Origin of the sequence: Rhodococcus sp. 06-156-4, assembly GCF_002259345.1 — a bacterium.
Classification (GTDB): Bacteria; Actinomycetota; Actinomycetes; order Mycobacteriales; family Mycobacteriaceae; genus Rhodococcoides; species Rhodococcoides fascians_E.
Genome location: NZ_NPGB01000030.1, coordinates 49,556 through 66,748, shown reverse-complemented (window position 1 = coordinate 66,748; position 17,193 = coordinate 49,556). Strand labels below are relative to the sequence as shown.

The window sequence follows — 17,193 nt, the reverse complement described above, 5'->3', positions numbered from 1 at the left end:
GGAAGACGACCATGGGACTTCAAGAATTCTGGTTCATCGCGATAGCGGTCCTGTTCATCGGATACTTCGTCCTCGAAGGCTTCGACTTCGGCGTCGGAATGCTCATGCCTTTCCTCGGCCGTCACGCCGATGCAGAGGTGGGGGAGAAGAGGCGCAGGGCTGTTCTCAACACGATCGGGCCGGTCTGGGACGGCAACGAGGTATGGCTCATCACGGCGGGCGGGGCGTTGTTCGCGGCCTTCCCTGAGTGGTACGCCACGCTCTTCGCCGGCTTCTACCTCCCGTTGCTGCTGATTCTCGTCGCGTTGATCCTGCGGATCTGCGCCATCGAGTACCGCGGCAAGATCGACGATCCGGTGTGGCGTCGGCGGTGCGACCTGGGTATCGGTATCGGATCGTGGGTGCCTGCAGTGTTGTGGGGAGTGGCGTTCGCCAATATCGTCAGCGGGGTGGCGATCGACGAGAACAAGAAGGTCACAGCCGGGCTTCTCGACCTGCTCGGTCCGTACGCGCTGCTCGGCGGCGCGACGATGGCACTGGTCTTCGCGCTCCACGGAGCGGTCTTCATTGCGCTCAAGACCTCCGGCGACGTCCACGAGGATGCGGTGAGAATGGCTGTGCGGCTGTCGATCCCAGCTCTGATCGTCGGCGGCGGATTCGCCCTGTGGACCCAACTTGCCCACGGCACGACGTGGACGTGGATTCTCGTCGGCGTCGCCGCGGCATCGTTGATCGCGGTGGTCGCGCTGACGGCCAAGGTCCGCGAAGGGTGGGCGTTCGTGTTCACCACGGTGGCCGTCATCGCCGTCGTCGTGCTGCTGTTCGGGTCACTGTTCCCCGACGTCATGCCGTCGACGACGGATCCCGCCTTCAGTCTCACCGTCGAGAACGCGTCGTCGAGTCCGTACACGCTGAAGGTGATGACCTGGGCAGCAGCGTTCATGGCGCCCGTCGTGATCGGCTACCAGGCCTGGACGTACTGGGTGTTCCGCAAGCGCATTTCCACCGCTCACATTCCTGATTCGATCGGATTGTCGCTCGGTCGTTCCAAGTGAGTACGACTGTCACGGCCGGCCGCGGACCGGTGGACCCACGGCTGTGGCGCTACTCGCGATCCGCCCGTCGGTACCTCGTCCTCATCTTCGTACTCGCCCTGATCGACACCGCGGCCGTCGTCGTGTCCGCGGTGATGCTCGGCACCGTCCTCGCGGGCGTCATCACCTCCGACGCCCGCGAGATGTCCGACTGGGCAGCGCAGCTGTGGATTCTCCTGGGCGCCATCGTCGTTCGCACCCTCGCGGCGTGGTTGCAAGCGCGGTACGGCCACCGTGCCGCGTCACGAGTCGTGGAGGAGATCGAGAACGAAGTCCTCGATGCGGCGTCGCACATGGATCCCCGGGACCTGGACTCCGAACGCGAGTCGATCGCGATCGTGGTGACGCGCGCACTCGGCGGCCTCGCGCCGTACCTGACCGGATACGTGCCGTCGCTCGTGCTGGCCGCGACACTCACTCCCATCACGCTCGTGGTCATCCTCACCGAGGATCTCACGTCGGCTCTGATCATCTTCTTCACTCTCCCGCTGATCCCGATCTTCATGATCCTGATCGGATTGCTGACCAAGGGGCGCGCGGAGAAGACGCTCGAATCGATGACGAGATTGTCCGCGCAACTGCTCGATCTCGTCGCCGGCCTTCCGACGCTGCGCGCACTGGGCCGCGAGCGTGGCCCGGCGGCGAGAGTCCAGGCGCTCGGCGACGCGCACCGCCGAGCGACGATGCGGGCACTGAAGATCGCGTTCCTGTCCTCGATGGTGTTGGAATTGCTTGCGACGCTGTGCGTTGCCCTCGTCGCCGTCAGTATCGGACTGCGACTCGTGTTCGGCGACATGGCGTTGGAGGCAGGCATCATCGCACTCGTACTCGCACCGGAGGTGTACGTGCCGTTGCGTCGCGTCGGAGCCCAGTTCCATGCCGCGGAAGACGGAGTTGCCGCCGCCGACAGAGCATTCGCGATCCTGGACCGACGGGCACCGACCGCATCCGGAACGGCCGTCGTCGACGCCGCAGGAACCGGAATCCGATTCGAATCGGTGTCCGCGAGGAGCGTAGCCCGCGGACAGACTCGGCAACGGGAATCCGAGGGAACCGTTGCACCGTACGAACTTTCGGCCGACATCGCGCCCGGGACCGTCACCGTGCTCGCCGGACCCAACGGTGCAGGGAAATCGACGGCGCTGAACATCCTGCTCGGGCTCACCGAGCCGTGCGAGGGCCGAGTGGTCGTCGGCGACGTGGACGCCCGCAGCCTCGACCTGCGATCGTGGTGGGATCAGATCGCCTGGCTGCCGCAACGGCCCGTACTGGTACCGGGAACCCTGCGGGAAAACCTGGAATTCACCGGCAGCACCATCGATCTGCTCGGCGACACCGCTGCCGCAGTCGGTTTCGACCGAGTCCTCGCCGAACTACCCGACGGATGGGAGACGAGAGTGGGCACCGGCGGCGTCGGCCTGTCCCTCGGCCAAGTGCAGAGGCTCGCCCTGACCCGGGTCCTGTCCACCGACAAACCCGTCCTGCTGCTCGACGAACCGACCGCGCATCTCGACGACGCAGCCGAGGCACGCGTCCTCACCGCCCTGCGCGAGATCGCCGACCAGGGAAAGACCGTGATAGTCGTCGGGCACCGGCCGTCGGTTCTGGCGTGGGCCGACGTCGTGGTGAACGTGAGGGCCGCGTAGATGTACACCGATCTCCGACGAGCACTCGCGCTGTTCGAACTGCGGCCCGCGAGAGTGGCGACGAGCGTGGCTGCCGGCGTCGCGACTCTGGGCAGCGCTCTGACGCTCGCCGCCGTCTCCGCCTGGCTGATCACGCGAGCATGGCAGATGCCGCCGGTGCTCGACCTGACCGTCGCCGTCGTCGCCGTGCGAGCCCTCGGCATCTCCCGTGGCGTCTTCCGCTACCTCGAACGCCTCGCCACCCACGACACCGCCCTCCGCGGAATGACATCGGCACGCACCAGGCTGTACGAGCGACTCGCCGACGGCAATGCTCGCGCAACTCTGGACCTACGCCGCGGCGACCTGATGGCACGGGTAGGCGCCGACATCGACGCGATGGGCGACGTCGTCGTACGCGCCCTCGTTCCGATCTGCGTGTCCGCGATACTGATGATCAGCGCAACCGTGCTGATTGCACTGATCTCGCCGAGCGCGGCGCTGATCCTGTTTCTCGCGTTGCTGCTCGCCGGGGTCGTCGCACCGATCCTGGCCGCACGCGCAGCCCTGATCACCGAAACCGAAGGCGTCGCCGCACGAACCGAATTCACCCTCATCGCGGTACGCGCGCTCGACCACGCACCGGAACTGCGAGTCGCGGGCACGCTGACACGAACCCTCGCCGACGCCTCCGCCGCCAACCGGGCCGCGGTGACCGCCCGCGACCGCGCATCGATGCCCACCGCCTTCGCCGACGCGGCTCTCCCACTGTCCATCGGCGCATCCGTGCTCGGATCGTTGCTCGTCGGAATCTCGCTGTACGGCAGCACCGGTAGCGCCCTGTCGCCCATGGCCCTGGCCATCATCGTGCTGGTTCCACTGGCGGCATTCGAAGCGACATCGGTCCTGCCCGCCGCAGCGGTGACTCTGACGCGCGCGCGTCTGTCCGCGTCGCGCATCACGGCGCTGTTGGACGACGCCGACGCGCCCGAGCCTCGGCGGGTGGGCACAGGCGCGGCGCTTCAGGGACCGCACGACGCCGCCAGAATCGCCGTCGTCGGGCCGAGCGGCGTGGGCAAGACGACACTGCTCATGGAACTGGCAGGGCTCGTGCCGTCGGACGGTGGACTGGGGGATGCAGAACTGCCGGGCGCACGGTTCTTCGCCGAGGACGCCCACGTGTTCGAGACGTCGATACTCGAAAATCTTCGGGTCGTCCGAGGCGACGTCGACGCCGACCAGGCACGAGCGGCGCTGACGAAGCTCGGCTTGGGGGATTGGCTGGACCAGCTCCCGGACGGCGTCGACACCACTCTCGTCGCCGGTGCTGCCTCTCTGTCCGGCGGTCAGCGTCGACGCCTACTGCTGGCACGCGCCCTGCTGTCGGACGCGCCGGTACTGCTGCTCGACGAGCCGACCGAACATCTCGACGACGTGTCCGGTTCCGACTTGATCCGGCGGTTGCTCGATCGCGACGGCGGCCTCGTCGACGAGGACAGAACGGTTGTTCTCGTCACTCACCAGCTGCCGCCGGACACCCGTGCGGACCAGGTCGTGGACCTCGGGCGTTCGCTGTCGGCCGAACTTCGAAAAAACCCTTTGCGAGCCTCGAAATCCGGGCGTACGTTGTCGAGTACACGAGAGAGGAGGTGGTCTGAAGTTGAAGAACTCTAGGACGCGTGAGGTGGCTGCCAGCTAGCCGCTACCGCTGACGGATTCTTTTACCGCGCGAGCGGCGAGCGAATCCACGGCAGCTACCCGGCCCCCGAGCTCTCGGTCCGTCCGACCGAGACCTGCATCAGCGCAGGTATGGCTCGGGGGCCGTTCGCATGCTCATGGTGTGTAGGGCTGAAATCAGCCGATGTACTGAATCAGCCGATGTACCGGGCGAGCCGGGCGGAGAGCCGCGGTGCGAGTTCGCCATCGGCTCCGACGCGTTCCTCGACGTAGGCGAGATCCGCACCTTCGACGATGCCGTACAGGCGCTTCGCGCCGCCGACGAGCGCACCCGACGTCGACCGGATGACGACATCGGTAGCGAGTTCCCACGACGACTGGTTGAGTGCGTGGCCGTAGTACAGCTCGACGACGCCGGTGCTGTGAGTCAGAAGCAGTTCGATGACCTCTTCGTTCTCGGTGCCCTTCTCTCCGTCGCCGCCACTGACCCGCCAGAAGCCCGTCTCGCGGAGATCGGGGTGCGCGTAGTTGCCGTCGGAGTCCAGACGCCAGGACCGCGATTCCCAGCCCAGGTACGCGCCGCCGTCGTGGGAGACGACGATCTGCTGACCGAAGGCGTACTCCTCGCCCGATTCCGGGTCGCGGCCCTCGCCTTCGCCGCGCCACACGCCGACGAGCGGCAGCAGTGCGAGCAGCGCGGGATTGAGATCCGGCCCCAGCCGCAGATTCGCCGTGTCCTCGGGATGCGGCAGATCCGGCAGCGTGGGGATGTTGCGCGTCGACGAGGACGCGAACTTCTCGGCTGCCTCGGCGATGGCCTCGTTGGCAGACCGGGTTTCGTCCGATTCGTCGGCGGCGCGATCACTCACGATTCGTCGGTGACCAGGCGGTAGACGACATAGAGCGAGAACGCGATGATGGCGACTGCAGCGACGGCAAGCAGTACCTCGAAGAAGATGACCACGTCGCCGAGTTTAACCCCAGCCAAGTCCAGGATCGAACCGCGCCCCGACATTGTCGTGACCGCAATAGTGGCTTCTCACTGACGATCGCCCACAGGAATGGTCCGATTCACGTCCCGTCTCTACAGATCGCGTTCTGCACGGTACGTTTCTTCTGGCGTCGGGTCGGGGGAGTATCGAGATCCGGCGCTGACGGCTGTCGAAAACGTTTCGAAGTTTTGGGGAAGGACCCGTACATGCAGCGCCGATCACGTGCTGGCTCTTGGCTGTTCACTACCGCGACAATTGCAACGGCCCTGCTGTTGGTGGTTCCCGCCGCAGCCTCCGCTGCCCCGGACAGCGGCTCTGCGGACAGTGGTTCGTCTTCCGGATCCTCGGACGAATCGAACATCGACCCCAACAATTACGCCCAGGATTGCCCGGACGTGCTGATGCTCGCAGTGTCCGGTGCGACGGACTCCGACGCCGACCGCGACCCCCTGAACGAGGAGCCGCGGTCCCCGGCGTCGAACTGGGTGGGAAATGTCACACTTCCCGTCGGGCAAACGAACGCGAACAGCCCTGGCTCAGTCGGCTGGCTCTACGTTCCGTACCCGTCGACCTACGGCGTCGGCGTGCTCTCCGACGTCGACACCTACCAACAGTCCGTCGCAGAGGGCATCGCCTCCACCAACCGCCTGCTCGACGAGTACAAGACCAAGTGCGGCGACAACACCAAGTTCGTCCTGCTCGGTTACAGCGTCGGCGGTGAAGTCATCGAACGCGTCTCCATGGAGCTCGGCCATCGTGATCCGAACGCACTGGTCACCGGCGACGACATCGCAGGAGTCGTCATGATCGGTGCGCCGTACCGGCCGGCGGGTGTGCCGAACTTCGACGAGCCCGGCCCGACCGACGGTGGCTTCCAGTCGCAGACCGCCAAGGATTACGGAACGCTGAACGACAAGGTGACATGGTCGTGCCGACCGTACGATCTGGCCTGCGACGCGCCGGACAACATCGTCGCGCTGCAGTTGGCTCTCGGCATTCTCGGGCAGATGCGGTTGACGATTCTCAACCCGCTGCAGACCGTCGCCGATTTCGCGCGGGCCGTGAGCTCCATCGCCACCCGCGCCATCGTCGACATCGCCACCAACAAGGACTGGCTCGAATCCGACGAGACGCTGCTCGAAGTTCTGCTCAAGGTGTCCGATCAGCTCTACGAGGTCGACGAACAGAAGGCCTGGGAGCAGTTGACTCCCGACCAGCTCCTCGCCGATCTCAACTGGGCCCTCGGCCCCGGTGCGGACAAGGTGCGCGAGAAGCTCCGCCAGGAGGGTGAGGGCCTCGTCGAGAACAACAAGGGCATCGTCGACGTCGTCGTCGGGCCGTACATCTTCATCGGCTTCCTCCAGCACCTCCTGTACTGGAACAACAATCCGGGCGACGGCCGCGAATGGGAGAGCGAGAAGATCGTCGCCTGGGTGACCGATCTGGCGCAGACCGAACGCGAACGCAAGAACACCAACGACGCACCCCTGGCGCCTTCCGAGGTGGACCCGGCTCCGGCCCGGGATGCGGAGTCCCTCCCCGAGGCTGCGCGTGAGCCGAATCCGCAGACATTGCCCACCCCGGGCACCGTCACGCGCGACAGCGATCTGGGTGCGTTCCTGGAGTCGCTGAATCTGGTTCCCCCCGGAGTCTTCCCGCCGCAGTACAGCGTGGTGCCGGATCCGTCGACCGAGCCGAAGACCGAGATCGTTCCCGAGACGACGCACGGCTGACACCACACAGAAAAGAACCCCCGCACCGATCGGTGCGGGGGTTCTTTCGGTCTACGGGAGAGATCAGACTCCGACGGTCACGTCCGCCGAGTGGATGCCTGCGCCCTCCGGCGCGATGTCGGCCTGGCCGTTGCCCGACGCCGACAGTGCACGCAGCGTCCAATTGCCGGGAGCTGCGAAGAAACGGAAGTCTCCGGTGCCCGACGCGACGACCTCGGCGGTGAACTCACCGGTGCCGTCGAGCAGGCGCACGAACGCACCGCCCACAGGCTCCCCGTCGCCTCCGAGGACACGACCGGTGATGACGGTTTCCTTCTCGACGTCGACGCCTGCCGGAATGGCCTGGCCCTGAACGGGTGCAGCACACATGATCAGTGAACCTCCAACTCGATGGGTGCTCCGACGAGGGAGCCGTACTCTACCCAGCTGCCGTCGTAGTTCTTGACGTCCGACTTGCCGAGAAGTTCCTTCAGCACGAACCAGGTGTGGCTCGAACGCTCGCCGATGCGGCAGTAGGCGATGGTGGCCTTGCCGTCGTCGTATCCCTTTTCCTTGTAGAGCGCCTCGAGAGCGTCGTCGTCCTTGAAGGTGCCGTCCTCGTTGGCAGTGGTGCTCCACGGGATGTTGATGGCGCCGGGGACGTGGCCGCGCTGCTGTGCCTGCTCCTGCGGGAGGTGGGCGGGGGCGAGGATCTTGCCGGAGAACTCGTCGGGCGACCGCACGTCGACGAGGTTCTTGTTGCCGATCGCGTCGATGACCTCGTCGCGGAACGCGCGGATCGACAGGTCGGGAGCCTCGGCGCGGTACTGCGCGGCGTCACGGGTGACGACGTCCTTCGACAGCGGGCGGCCGTCGAGTTCCCACTTCTTGCGTCCACCGTCGATGAGCTTGACGTCCTTGTGGCCGTACAGCTTGAAGTACCAGTACGCGTATGCAGCGAACCAGTTGTTGTTGCCGCCGTAGAGGACGACCGTGTCGTCGTTGGAGATGCCCTTCGACGAGAGCAGATCGGAGAACTGCTCCTGGTTCAGGAAGTCGCGACGAACCGCATCCTGGAGGTCCTTGCGCCAGTCGAGCTTCACTGCGCCTTCGATGTGACCGCCGTCGTAGGCGCTTGCGTCTTCGTCGACCTCGACGAAGACGGTCTTCGGGGCGTTCAGGTTCTGCTCGGCCCAGTCGGCAGAGACCAGGACGTCGGAGCGAGCCATGGGTTTCCTTTCGATCTTTTGCGTTACTTCGGTCGGTGGAGGGGTCGAGCGATCAAGCGCGTGCGGATTGTGTCCGCAGTCGCGCTACGAGGGGATAGATCTGGCAGCCCAGGCAGAACGCGAAGGCTGCGTTGAGGAACGCCGCGAACAGCGCGAAGCCGGTCGCGATCGTTCCCACGAGGGGAGCGCCGAGCGCGAAGCCGAGGACGCCGACTGCAGCGAACAGGAAGCCGACGAGCTGAGCGAACTTCAGCGGTGCGACGGGTTCGCGTTCGGTGGTCGGTCCGAGTCGCGGCGCGACGAGGTGTCCGAAGAACGCCCCGTACGGGCTCTTCCTCGGCCCCCGCGCAGCGCCGATCGCGAACACGACGGCCTGTACTGCCAGGAGCACCGCAGCAGCGGTGGTCTGGAAGGTGGACAGAACCAGAACGAGTACCAGGACAGCCGTGGTGATCCACGCCGCGAAGCGTGGCCCCCGAACATCGACCTGGTCGACTGCGGCGGAAGAAGCTGTGGGCGATGGAGATTCTGGGGACAACGGCGTGCTCCTGCGTGCTGGGCTGATGACAGACAACTGCATGGGCGCGGCGAACAGAAAGATTCGCCGACGATCTCGAACCGGATGGATGCGCGGCCACGAGGCCGGCGGTGAGATCAGTGGCAGCGACAGCAACAACCGCCCAGTCGGCACAGATCGACCGTGCGGCGACTGGTGAGCATCAGCTCGTGGGCGGTGAACACACCGTGCATCCTACCGGACGTCGCGGACCAGCAGAACTACAGGTTCTCGAGGGCGGAACGCAGGGCGTCGGCCTTCGGAACGCCGGAAATCCTGGCTCGTTCCACCAGCTCGGCGTCGAGCACGAACGTCGTCGGTAGCGACAGGACGCCCATTTCCTTCGCGAGCATCGGGTGAGCGTCGATGTCGACCTCGAGTTCACGTGGCCCGCTCGGCGGTGTTCCTCCGTCGGTCGAGCCGCCGATCACCTGGTCGACGACTCGGCGGACAGCAGCACACGGACCGCACCACTCCGCCGAGAAGTGCAGCACCGTTGCCGCGCCCGGCACGGCCCCGGCGTCGAGAAGCAGCGCGCGGCGATCGATCGAACCGTGCGACTCGGAGACCTGCACCCTGCCGGATCGATACCGGAGGACCAGCCCGACAACCGTGGCGACGACGAGCGTCACCACGAGAATTGTGATTCCGGTCATGGCTTCTCGATCTGCTCGAGATCGATGGTCACGTCCTTTGCATTGCCCTCGATCACGATCTGCGAACCCTCGGCGTAGACATCGGTCGGCAGAATCCCGAACGGCAGCGTCTGCCTGTCGATGGTCTTGGTGAAGAGCCCGAGAACCGCAGGCTTCGCGAAGTCCGGAATGCTGAAATCGGCGTTCCCCTCCGGGCCGAAGTAGAAGTCGCTCGCAACGATGTCGACGCTGTCACCGTCGAGGATGAGGTCCGCTTGGACGGCGACCTTGGTCTCGATCGGACCCACGGGCACCGTGCCGGTCAGGACGACGCCGCCGTTCGTGGTCATACCGGAGCCGCCCGACCCGCCCGTGCCGTCCGACTTGTCCGCGGGGGGAGCGGAAACCTGCAGGTCGACGATACCGAGGAACCGTCCGAGGTCGGTCGCCTCGATGCGCACTCGGCCGTCGAGTTCGTCGACGGGCACTGCTCCCACCGACCCGTCGACGAGGTCGGAGAGGGGTACCGCGACGCCGCGGAGGTTGGCCTCGATGGTCGTCGACTCCACGTAGTCGGTCGGTACGTCCTGGGCTCGAATCTCCACGTTCTGATACTTGCCGTCGGCGGCCTGGGTCAGGAACGGGAACCCGTGGACGATCACCTGTGGGTCGGAGGTCAGATCTCCGCCGTCGCGGATTGCGCGTGAGACGCGGTACTCGGAGTACGCGGCCGCTCCGAAGTCCACGACGACGGCAAGTGCCAGCAGGCTCACGAGTCCGATGATCAGTTTGCGCATGACGCCCATTGTGACCGATGCCCGCCGGGGCTTTCGGGCACGGCGGCACGCGACAGGTATGTCGGACGGGTTAGTCTTGTTGCCTGAACAAGGACTCGACCTCGGCGAAGGAGTCTTTGAGTGACAGCGGTAAGAATGGAGGCTGAATGGAGCTCTTGCTTCTGACCTCCGATCCGAACCCGGAGGCCGTACTGCCGTCTTTGGCATTGTTGGCTCACCACGTGCGGCCCGCTCCGACCGAGGTCTCCTCGCTGCTCGAGGCAGGTTCCGCGGACATCGCGCTGGTGGACGCCCGTACCGACCTCGCCGCAGCGCGCGGACTGTGCCGGCTGCTCGGTAGCACCGGTTCCGCGATTCCGGTGGTCGCGGTGCTCACCGAAGGCGGCCTCGTCGCGGTCAACTCCGAGTGGGGTCTCGACGACATCCTGCTCCCCGGGACCGGCCCCGCCGAGATCGACGCGCGGTTGCGGCTCCTCGTGGGCAGGTCGGGCGGCATCGCGAGTCCCGAGGCATCGGGCAAGATCACGCTCGGTGAGCTCGTCATCGACGAGGGCACCTACACGGCCCGGTTGCGCGGTCGACCGTTGGACCTCACCTACAAGGAATTCGAACTCCTCAAATACCTGGCCCAGCATGCGGGACGTGTCTTCACCCGTGCCCAGCTGCTCCAGGAAGTGTGGGGATACGACTTCTTCGGAGGCACCAGAACCGTCGACGTCCACGTCCGGCGTCTGCGGGCCAAGCTGGGAAGCGAATACGAGTCGCTCATCGGCACCGTCCGCAACGTCGGCTACAAGGCCGTGCGACCCAGCCGTAGCTCCAAGGGAGGCCCGGCGACTCCCGACGGCGACGACGACAACGAATCGGACAGCGCCGAGTTCAGTTCACTGGGCGGCGCGACAAACGGAAGTACGAACTGACCGACGATGACTCTCTCGATCGATATCGCTCGCATCGATTCCGCGGAGATGGCGCCAGACGTCGTCGACGAGATCCGGGCGATCGCCGCACGCGCAACCGAGGTCGACGGCACGGCGCCGCTGTCCGAACAGGCACTGAAATCCGTCGGATCCGGCGACGACACGACCCATCTGGTCGCGACGGCCGGTTCACGCGTCGTCGGGTACGCGGGCACCGCTCCCGGATCGCCCACGATGACCGAGATCGTGGTGGACCCGGAGTTCCGCACTCGCGGAATCGGAACACAGTTGATCGACCGATCCTTCGCCGACGGCGGGGCCGGGGCCCGGATCTGGGCGCACGGAAACATCGATGCCGCACGGGCATTGGCGTCCACGCTCGGGCTGTCGGTCGCTCGCGAGTTGCTTCAGCTCAGGCGTCCGCTCGCCGAGCCTGCGTTGCCGGACGTCACTGTGCCGGACAATGTTTCGCTTCGGACGTATCGAGGGCATCAGGACGACGCGGAATTGCTCCGCGTCAACAACGCGGCGTTCTCGTGGCACCCCGAGCAGGGTGGATGGACCGAGAAGGACATCGCCGAACGGCGTGACGAGGCCTGGTTCGACCCGGCCGGAGTGTTCCTCGCGTTCGAGGAAGGGACCGACACGCTCCTCGGCTTCCACTGGACCAAGGTCCACCCCGCCGAGGCGGGGGAAGACGAGATCGGCGAGGTCTACGTCGTCGGCATCGACCCCGAGGCTCAGGGCCGAGGGCTCGGCCGAGTGCTGACGCTTGCGGGCCTGCACTACCTGCGTGGCAGGGATTTGCGAGACGTACTCCTGTACGTCGAATCGGACAATGCTGCCGCCGTGCACACCTACGAGCGACTCGGTTTCACGCGTTTCCATACCGACGTCGCCTACGCACGTCCGTAGAACCGGACATACAGCCCACTCTGTTCATCTTCCGTTAACCAACCCGGGGGTAGCCGTCCACCGGCGGCCCTTACCTTTTCCAGCGGGTGGCGCCGACGCCGCCCGGTGCGAGGAACGACAAACGGGCCGGCACCTCGATCCTCGTGACACGCACGACCCGAGTGCGGACACGAGACACGGCACAAGATTCCCCGGAGGAAACAGGTGAAGCTCAAGCGCAGCGCGTCTCTCGTAGGCGCAGTGGCGATCGGCGCCATGCTGCTGACCGCATGTGGCAGTGACGCGAACGTCGAATCTGCTGCGGGCACGGACTCGGCAGCAACGTGTGAGGGCAAGACCCCTCTGACCGGTGAAGGATCGTCTGCTCAGCAGAACGCGATGTCCAACTTCACGTCCATCTACTCCGGTGTCTGCGCCGGGCAGGCCGTCGAGTACACGACCAGCGGTTCCGGTAACGGCCGTACCCAGTTCGTCGCGGGCCTCGTCGACTTCGCCGGCTCCGACTCGACCATCAAGGACGAGCAGGCCGCAGCAGCAGCCGAGCGCTGCCAGGGCAACCCGGCATGGAACCTCCCCCTCGTCTTCGGCCCGATCGCCGTTGCCTACAACGTCGAAGGCGTCGACAACCTCGTCGTCAGCCCGGACGTCGCCGCACGTATCTTCACCGGCCAGATCACCACGTGGAACGACCCGGCGATCGCCGCACTGAACGAGGGTGCGACCCTGCCGTCCACCTCGATCACCCCGATCTACCGCTCCGATTCCTCGGGCACCAGCGACAACTTCCAGCGCTTCCTCTCCGCAGCCGCACCCGAGGCATGGACCCTCGACCACAGCTCGGACTGGGCCGGTGGAGTCGGTGAAGGCGCCAACGGATCCTCGGGCGTCGCTCAGGCCGTAGCAGCCACCCCCGGTTCCATCACCTACGTCGAGAAGGGCTTCGCCGACCAGGAAAGCCTCGGCACCGCCGCGGTCGACTTCGGCAACGGACCCGTCGAGCTGTCCAGCGAGACCGCAGGCGCAGCCATCGACACCGCCGAGTTCTCCGGTGAAGGCAACGACCTCGCAATCGACATCGACGCTCTCTACGCGTCGAACGCAGCGGACAGCTACCCGCTGGTTCTCGCCACCTACGAGATCGTCTGCTCCGCCGGCTACGACGCCGACACCTCCGCAGCAGTCAAGTCGTTCCTGCTGAGCGCAGCGAACGAAGGCCAGCAGGGCCTCGAGGAAGCCGGATACGTCCCGCTGCCCGAGTCCTTCAAGGAACGCCTCGAGACGGCGATCAACGCGATCGCCTGATTCAATTGAGACGAGACCCCGCTTCGGGCGCCGCGAGCAACAGCCGCGGCGCCCGGGTGGGACTCCCGTCTCTCTAAGCCACCAAACGAGAGACGTGAGCGGTATGAGCGACACCCACTCGATCACCGGCGAACCATCTGCGGCGAGCATTTCCGCGGGCGGCGTGCCGCGGAACACGGAAGAACCCAAGCAATTGCCCGACAAAAAAGCCAAGGGCGGCACCGTCACGCGCCCAGGTGACCGGATCTTCTCCACCCTCGCCACGGGCTCGGGTGTCTTCGTCATCGTTCTCATCGCGGCCATCGGCGTGTTCCTGCTGTGGCGCGCGATCCCGTCGTTGCAGAACAACACGGTCAACTTCCTGACCTACAACGGCCAGTGGAACACCTCGAACACCTCCGCGATGATCTTCGGTATTCGCGACCTGTTCCTGGTGACCGCGACCGTGTCGATCTTCGCGCTGATCCTGGCCATGCCCGTGGCACTGGGAATCGCGATCTATCTGACCAACTACGCGCCGAAGAAGGTCGCAGGCCCACTCGGTTACGTCATCGACCTGCTCGCCGCGGTTCCCTCGATCGTGTTCGGCCTCTGGGGCCTCTACGTGCTTGCTCCCGCCATCAGCCCGTTCGCCGAGTGGCTGAACGAGAACCTGAGCTGGTTCCCGCTGTTCTCCACCGGTTCGGTGTCCATCGCGGGCGGCGGCACCATCTTCACCGGCGGCATCGTGCTGGCCGTGATGATCCTGCCGATCATCGCCGCGGTGACCCGCGAGGTGTTCGTACAGACCCCGCGCGGACAGATCGAGGCTGCACTCGCCCTCGGCGCCACTCGCTGGGAAGTCGTTCGCACCACCGTCATCCCGTTCGGCAAGTCCGGCTTCGTCTCCGGCTCGATGCTCGGCCTCGGGCGCGCCCTCGGTGAGACCATCGCCCTGTACATCATCATCCGCAGCGTCCAGTCGAGCTTCGGATGGACGTTGTTCGACGGTGGCAGCACGTTCGCGACCAAGATTGCCCTTGCCGCAGGCGAGTTCAACAACCAGCTGCAGGCCGGCGCCTACATCGCCGCAGGCCTCGTGCTCTTCGTACTCACCTTCGTGGTCAACGCAGGCGCTCGCGCCGCGATCGCAGGAAAGAAGGACTAGGCCATGACCGCAACCATGGATCGCCCGGTCAAAGAGCCCACGTTCAAGGGCGTCAGTGCGCGTCGCAAGTTCTCGAACGGCGCTGCCACCGTCCTCGTCAGCCTGGCCGTCCTCATCGCGCTCGTGCCGCTGGTCTGGGTTCTGTACACGGTGATCTCACGCGGGCTCTCCGCCGTCGTCTCCCCGACGTGGTGGCAGAACTCGCAGGCAGGCATCACCCAGTTCATCGCCGGTGGTGGCGCCTACCACGCCATCGTGGGAACCCTGACGCAAGGCTTGTTCTGCGCCCTGATCTCCATCCCGATCGGCGTGTTCGTCGCGATCTACCTCGTCGAATACGGTGCGGGTACGCGGTTGGCTCGCCTGACCACCTTCATGGTCGACATCCTCACCGGTGTTCCGTCCATCGTCGCAGCCCTGTTCATCTACGCACTGTGGATCGCCACGTTCGGCTTCGAACGGTCCGGCCTCGCCGTGTCGTTCGCTCTCGTCCTGCTGATGATTCCCGTCATCGTGCGGTCCTCCGAGGAGATGCTCCGCATCGTTCCTCAGGACCTGCGTGAGGCGTCCTACGCCCTCGGCGTACCCAAGTGGAAGACCATCGCCAAGATCGTCGTCCCGACGGCACTGTCCGGCATCGTCACCGGCATCATGCTCGCCCTGGCCCGCGTCATGGGAGAGACCGCACCGGTACTGATCCTCGTGGGATCCGCCACGGCGATCAACTTCAACCTGTTCTCCGGGCCGCAGACGTCCCTGCCGCTCATGATGGTCGACCTGCAGAAAGCAGGAACCGGCGCGCTCACCTCCGAGCGCATGTGGGGAGCAGCCCTGACGCTGATCCTGATCATTGCCCTGCTCAACATCGGCGCAAAGCTGGTCTCGAAGTTCTTCTCGCCGAAGAACGTCTGACCGTCACACGCCCACCCCGAAACTTCAGGAGCCGACCATGGCAAAACGTCTCGACCTCAAAGACGTGAACATCTACTACGGCAAATTCCACGCCGTGCAGAACGTCACCCTCGCAGTCCCGCCGCGCGGCGTCACCGCCTTCATCGGACCGTCCGGCTGCGGTAAGTCGACAGTCCTCCGCTCCCTCAACCGCATGCACGAGGTCACCCCCGGCGCACGCGTCGAAGGCTCCGTCCTGCTCGACGGCGAGGACATCTACGGCGCAGGCGTCGACCCCGTCGGTGTGCGACGCACCATCGGCATGGTCTTCCAGCGCCCCAACCCGTTCCCGACGATGTCCATCCGCGACAACGTCGTCGCAGGCCTCAAGCTGCAGGGCGGCAAGAGCAAGAAGGAGCTCGACGAAATCGCCGAGCGTTCCCTCAAAGGTGCGAACCTCTGGAACGAGGTCAAGGATCGCCTCGACAAGCCAGGCGGCGGACTCTCCGGCGGCCAGCAGCAGCGCCTGTGCATCGCCCGCGCCATCGCCGTCCAGCCCGACGTACTGCTGATGGACGAGCCCTGCTCGGCCCTCGACCCGATCTCCACCCTCGCCATCGAAGACCTCATCGGTGAACTCAAGAAAGACTTCACCATCGTCATCGTGACGCACAACATGCAGCAGGCCGCACGCGTCAGCGACCAGACCGGATTCTTCAACCTCGAAGCCACCGGCAAGCCCGGCCAGCTCATCGAAATCGACGACACGGAGAAGATCTTCTCCAACCCCAGCCAGAAAGCCACCGAGGACTACATCTCCGGTCGCTTCGGATAACCTGCACTACGGAAAAACCCCCGACTGCCCAGAGCAGTCGGGGGTTTTCTCGTTGCGCGTGGACGCCGGAAGCGAGTTCGACCGGGGTGTGTGGAGCGAACGTGCCGTTCGGTCACTCAGACTGACCGAACGGCACATTCGCTCCGGAGGTAGACGGAAGAACGATCAGGAGTTGCTGAGCTTGGGTGCGTTCAGGTCGACGGGCAGCTCGCCGGTCACCAGGAAGATCACTCGGCGGCCGACCTCGACGGCGTGGTCGGCGAAGCGCTCGTAGAACCGGCCGAGGAGTGTGACGTCGACGGCTGCGGCAACGCCGTGCTGCCATTCGCGGTCCATGAGGACGGTGAAGAGGTGGCGGTGGAGGTCGTCCATTGCCTCGTCTTCTTCACGCAGCTTGGCGGCGCGTTCGGGGTCGCGGGTTTCGAGGACCTCGCGGGCGGATGCGCCGAGCTGAACTGCGATGCGTCCCATTTCGGCGAAGTAGCCGTTGACCTCTTCGGGCAGGGCGTGGGCGGGGTGGCGTCGGCGCGTGATCTTGGCGACGTGCAGGGCGAGGGCGCCCATGCGGTCGATGTCGGCGACGATCTGGATTCCGGAGACCACCGAACGCAGATCACCGGCGACCGGTGCCTGCAGGGCGAGCAGGGAGAACGCTTTTTCCTCGCATACCGCGCTGAGGTCGGTGATCTTGTCGTGATCGGAGATGACCTGTTCGGCGAGAACGAGGTCGGCTTGGAGGAGGGATTGGGTGGCCTTGTCCATGGCGGAGCCGGCCAAGGTGGCCATCTCGCCGAGGGTATCGGCCAAATCGTTCATCTGTTCGTTGTAGGCGACGCGCATAAGGCGCAAGTTTAGTGCGTCACACA

Annotated in this window: 18 protein-coding genes; 10 read left to right on the top strand and 8 right to left on the bottom strand. The window is 65.5% G+C overall.

Features of this window, described 5'->3' with window-relative positions; all coding sequences use genetic code 11:
* Positions 1 to 11 precede the first annotated feature (11 nt).
* Genes cydB through CH290_RS22380 form a run of 3 tightly spaced genes read left to right on the top strand, consistent with a single transcriptional unit; the run spans position 12 to position 4,393 of the window.
* Complete coding sequence (gene cydB / locus CH290_RS22390; protein ID WP_019667362.1) at positions 12 to 1,055, top strand: cytochrome d ubiquinol oxidase subunit II; 1,044 nt, start codon at positions 12 to 14, stop codon at positions 1,053 to 1,055.
* Positions 1,052 to 2,740 (top strand): thiol reductant ABC exporter subunit CydD, encoded by a 1,689-nt coding sequence (cydD, locus tag CH290_RS22385; protein WP_033190671.1) that lies wholly within the window; start codon positions 1,052 to 1,054, stop codon positions 2,738 to 2,740. The genes cydB and cydD overlap by 4 nt, the downstream gene beginning before the upstream one ends.
* The gene (locus tag CH290_RS22380) at positions 2,741 to 4,393 is read left to right on the top strand and encodes an amino acid ABC transporter ATP-binding/permease protein (protein ID WP_019667360.1); all 1,653 of its coding nucleotides are present in this window, start codon (positions 2,741 to 2,743) and stop codon (positions 4,391 to 4,393) included. It abuts the gene before it with no gap.
* 197 nt (positions 4,394 to 4,590) lie between these two features.
* Here the strand turns inward: CH290_RS22380 and CH290_RS22375 are convergent, their stop codons facing one another.
* Both CH290_RS22375 and CH290_RS30960 read right to left on the bottom strand, forming a co-directional pair.
* Positions 4,591 to 5,265 (bottom strand): heme-binding beta-barrel domain-containing protein, encoded by a 675-nt coding sequence (locus CH290_RS22375; RefSeq protein WP_033190672.1) that lies wholly within the window; start codon positions 5,263 to 5,265, stop codon positions 4,591 to 4,593.
* A complete protein-coding gene (locus tag CH290_RS30960; RefSeq protein WP_254924937.1) occupies positions 5,262 to 5,384 on the bottom strand; it encodes a hypothetical protein in 123 nt (40 codons plus the stop codon). Before CH290_RS30960 ends, CH290_RS22375 begins: the two co-directional genes overlap by 4 nt.
* Before the next feature lie 210 nt (positions 5,385 to 5,594).
* On the opposite strand from CH290_RS30960, the gene CH290_RS22370 reads away from it, so the two are divergent.
* Positions 5,595 to 7,121 (top strand): cutinase family protein, encoded by a 1,527-nt coding sequence (locus CH290_RS22370; RefSeq protein ID WP_033190673.1) that lies wholly within the window; start codon positions 5,595 to 5,597, stop codon positions 7,119 to 7,121.
* A 63-nt stretch (positions 7,122 to 7,184) separates the two neighbouring features.
* Here the strand turns inward: CH290_RS22370 and CH290_RS22365 are convergent, their stop codons facing one another.
* The 5 genes from CH290_RS22365 to CH290_RS22345 form a co-directional block, all read right to left on the bottom strand.
* A complete protein-coding gene (locus tag CH290_RS22365; RefSeq protein ID WP_019667356.1) occupies positions 7,185 to 7,490 on the bottom strand; it encodes a DUF1416 domain-containing protein in 306 nt (101 codons plus the stop codon).
* A 2-nt stretch (positions 7,491 to 7,492) separates the two neighbouring features.
* Positions 7,493 to 8,329: a sulfurtransferase gene (locus tag CH290_RS22360; RefSeq protein ID WP_019667355.1), complete on the bottom strand. Its 837-nt coding sequence runs from the start codon at positions 8,327 to 8,329 to the stop codon at positions 7,493 to 7,495.
* A gap of 52 nt (positions 8,330 to 8,381) precedes the next feature.
* The gene (locus CH290_RS22355) at positions 8,382 to 8,924 is read right to left on the bottom strand and encodes a DUF4395 domain-containing protein (protein ID WP_020111546.1); all 543 of its coding nucleotides are present in this window, start codon (positions 8,922 to 8,924) and stop codon (positions 8,382 to 8,384) included.
* Positions 8,925 to 9,106: 182 nt separating this feature from the next.
* Entirely contained in the window at positions 9,107 to 9,541 is a 435-nt protein-coding gene (locus CH290_RS22350) for a thioredoxin family protein (RefSeq protein WP_033190674.1), read from the bottom strand.
* Positions 9,538 to 10,317 (bottom strand): LmeA family phospholipid-binding protein, encoded by a 780-nt coding sequence (locus CH290_RS22345; protein ID WP_026348174.1) that lies wholly within the window; start codon positions 10,315 to 10,317, stop codon positions 9,538 to 9,540. Before CH290_RS22345 ends, CH290_RS22350 begins: the two co-directional genes overlap by 4 nt.
* Before the next feature lie 146 nt (positions 10,318 to 10,463).
* Between CH290_RS22345 and CH290_RS22340 the strand changes: the two genes are divergently transcribed.
* The 6 genes from CH290_RS22340 (at position 10,464) to pstB (ending at position 16,327) form a co-directional block, all read left to right on the top strand.
* The gene (locus CH290_RS22340) at positions 10,464 to 11,237 is read left to right on the top strand and encodes a winged helix-turn-helix transcriptional regulator (protein WP_033190675.1); all 774 of its coding nucleotides are present in this window, start codon (positions 10,464 to 10,466) and stop codon (positions 11,235 to 11,237) included.
* 6 nt (positions 11,238 to 11,243) lie between these two features.
* The gene (mshD, locus tag CH290_RS22335; RefSeq protein ID WP_019667350.1) at positions 11,244 to 12,152 is read left to right on the top strand and encodes a mycothiol synthase; all 909 of its coding nucleotides are present in this window, start codon (positions 11,244 to 11,246) and stop codon (positions 12,150 to 12,152) included.
* A 204-nt stretch (positions 12,153 to 12,356) separates the two neighbouring features.
* Complete coding sequence (gene pstS, locus CH290_RS22330; protein WP_020111544.1) at positions 12,357 to 13,454, top strand: phosphate ABC transporter substrate-binding protein PstS; 1,098 nt, start codon at positions 12,357 to 12,359, stop codon at positions 13,452 to 13,454.
* Positions 13,455 to 13,557: 103 nt separating this feature from the next.
* Positions 13,558 to 14,601 carry a phosphate ABC transporter permease subunit PstC gene (pstC, locus tag CH290_RS22325; RefSeq protein WP_020111543.1) on the top strand — a complete coding sequence of 348 codons (1,044 nt, stop codon included), beginning with the start codon at positions 13,558 to 13,560 and terminating at the stop codon, positions 14,599 to 14,601.
* A gap of 3 nt (positions 14,602 to 14,604) precedes the next feature.
* On the top strand, positions 14,605 to 15,513 hold the full coding sequence (pstA, locus tag CH290_RS22320) for a phosphate ABC transporter permease PstA (protein ID WP_020111542.1): 909 nt from the start codon (positions 14,605 to 14,607) through the stop codon (positions 15,511 to 15,513).
* A gap of 37 nt (positions 15,514 to 15,550) precedes the next feature.
* Positions 15,551 to 16,327: a phosphate ABC transporter ATP-binding protein PstB gene (gene pstB / locus CH290_RS22315; RefSeq protein WP_019667346.1), complete on the top strand. Its 777-nt coding sequence runs from the start codon at positions 15,551 to 15,553 to the stop codon at positions 16,325 to 16,327.
* 165 nt (positions 16,328 to 16,492) lie between these two features.
* Here the strand turns inward: pstB and phoU are convergent, their stop codons facing one another.
* The gene (gene phoU, locus CH290_RS22310; RefSeq protein WP_019667345.1) at positions 16,493 to 17,167 is read right to left on the bottom strand and encodes a phosphate signaling complex protein PhoU; all 675 of its coding nucleotides are present in this window, start codon (positions 17,165 to 17,167) and stop codon (positions 16,493 to 16,495) included.
* Positions 17,168 to 17,193: the final 26 nt, after the last annotated feature.

Bases quoted from the DNA above. Each gene is read 5' to 3' on its own strand.
- CH290_RS22370 (WP_033190673.1), top strand. From the start codon at position 5,595: ATGCAGCGCCGATCACGTGCTGGCTCTTGGCTGTTCACTACCGCGACA.
- pstC (WP_020111543.1), top strand. From the start codon at position 13,558: ATGAGCGACACCCACTCGATCACCGGCGAACCATCTGCGGCGAGCATT.
- phoU (WP_019667345.1), bottom strand. From the start codon at position 17,167: ATGCGCGTCGCCTACAACGAACAGATGAACGATTTGGCCGATACCCTC.
- CH290_RS22380 (WP_019667360.1), top strand. From the start codon at position 2,741: ATGTACACCGATCTCCGACGAGCACTCGCGCTGTTCGAACTGCGGCCC.
- CH290_RS22350 (WP_033190674.1), bottom strand. From the start codon at position 9,541: ATGACCGGAATCACAATTCTCGTGGTGACGCTCGTCGTCGCCACGGTT.
- mshD (WP_019667350.1), top strand. From the start codon at position 11,244: ATGACTCTCTCGATCGATATCGCTCGCATCGATTCCGCGGAGATGGCG.
- pstA (WP_020111542.1), top strand. From the start codon at position 14,605: ATGACCGCAACCATGGATCGCCCGGTCAAAGAGCCCACGTTCAAGGGC.
- CH290_RS22345 (WP_026348174.1), bottom strand. From the start codon at position 10,317: ATGCGCAAACTGATCATCGGACTCGTGAGCCTGCTGGCACTTGCCGTC.
- pstB (WP_019667346.1), top strand. From the start codon at position 15,551: ATGGCAAAACGTCTCGACCTCAAAGACGTGAACATCTACTACGGCAAA.
- CH290_RS22365 (WP_019667356.1), bottom strand. From the start codon at position 7,490: ATGTGTGCTGCACCCGTTCAGGGCCAGGCCATTCCGGCAGGCGTCGAC.
- cydB (WP_019667362.1), top strand. From the start codon at position 12: ATGGGACTTCAAGAATTCTGGTTCATCGCGATAGCGGTCCTGTTCATC.
- CH290_RS22340 (WP_033190675.1), top strand. From the start codon at position 10,464: ATGGAGCTCTTGCTTCTGACCTCCGATCCGAACCCGGAGGCCGTACTG.
- CH290_RS22360 (WP_019667355.1), bottom strand. From the start codon at position 8,329: ATGGCTCGCTCCGACGTCCTGGTCTCTGCCGACTGGGCCGAGCAGAAC.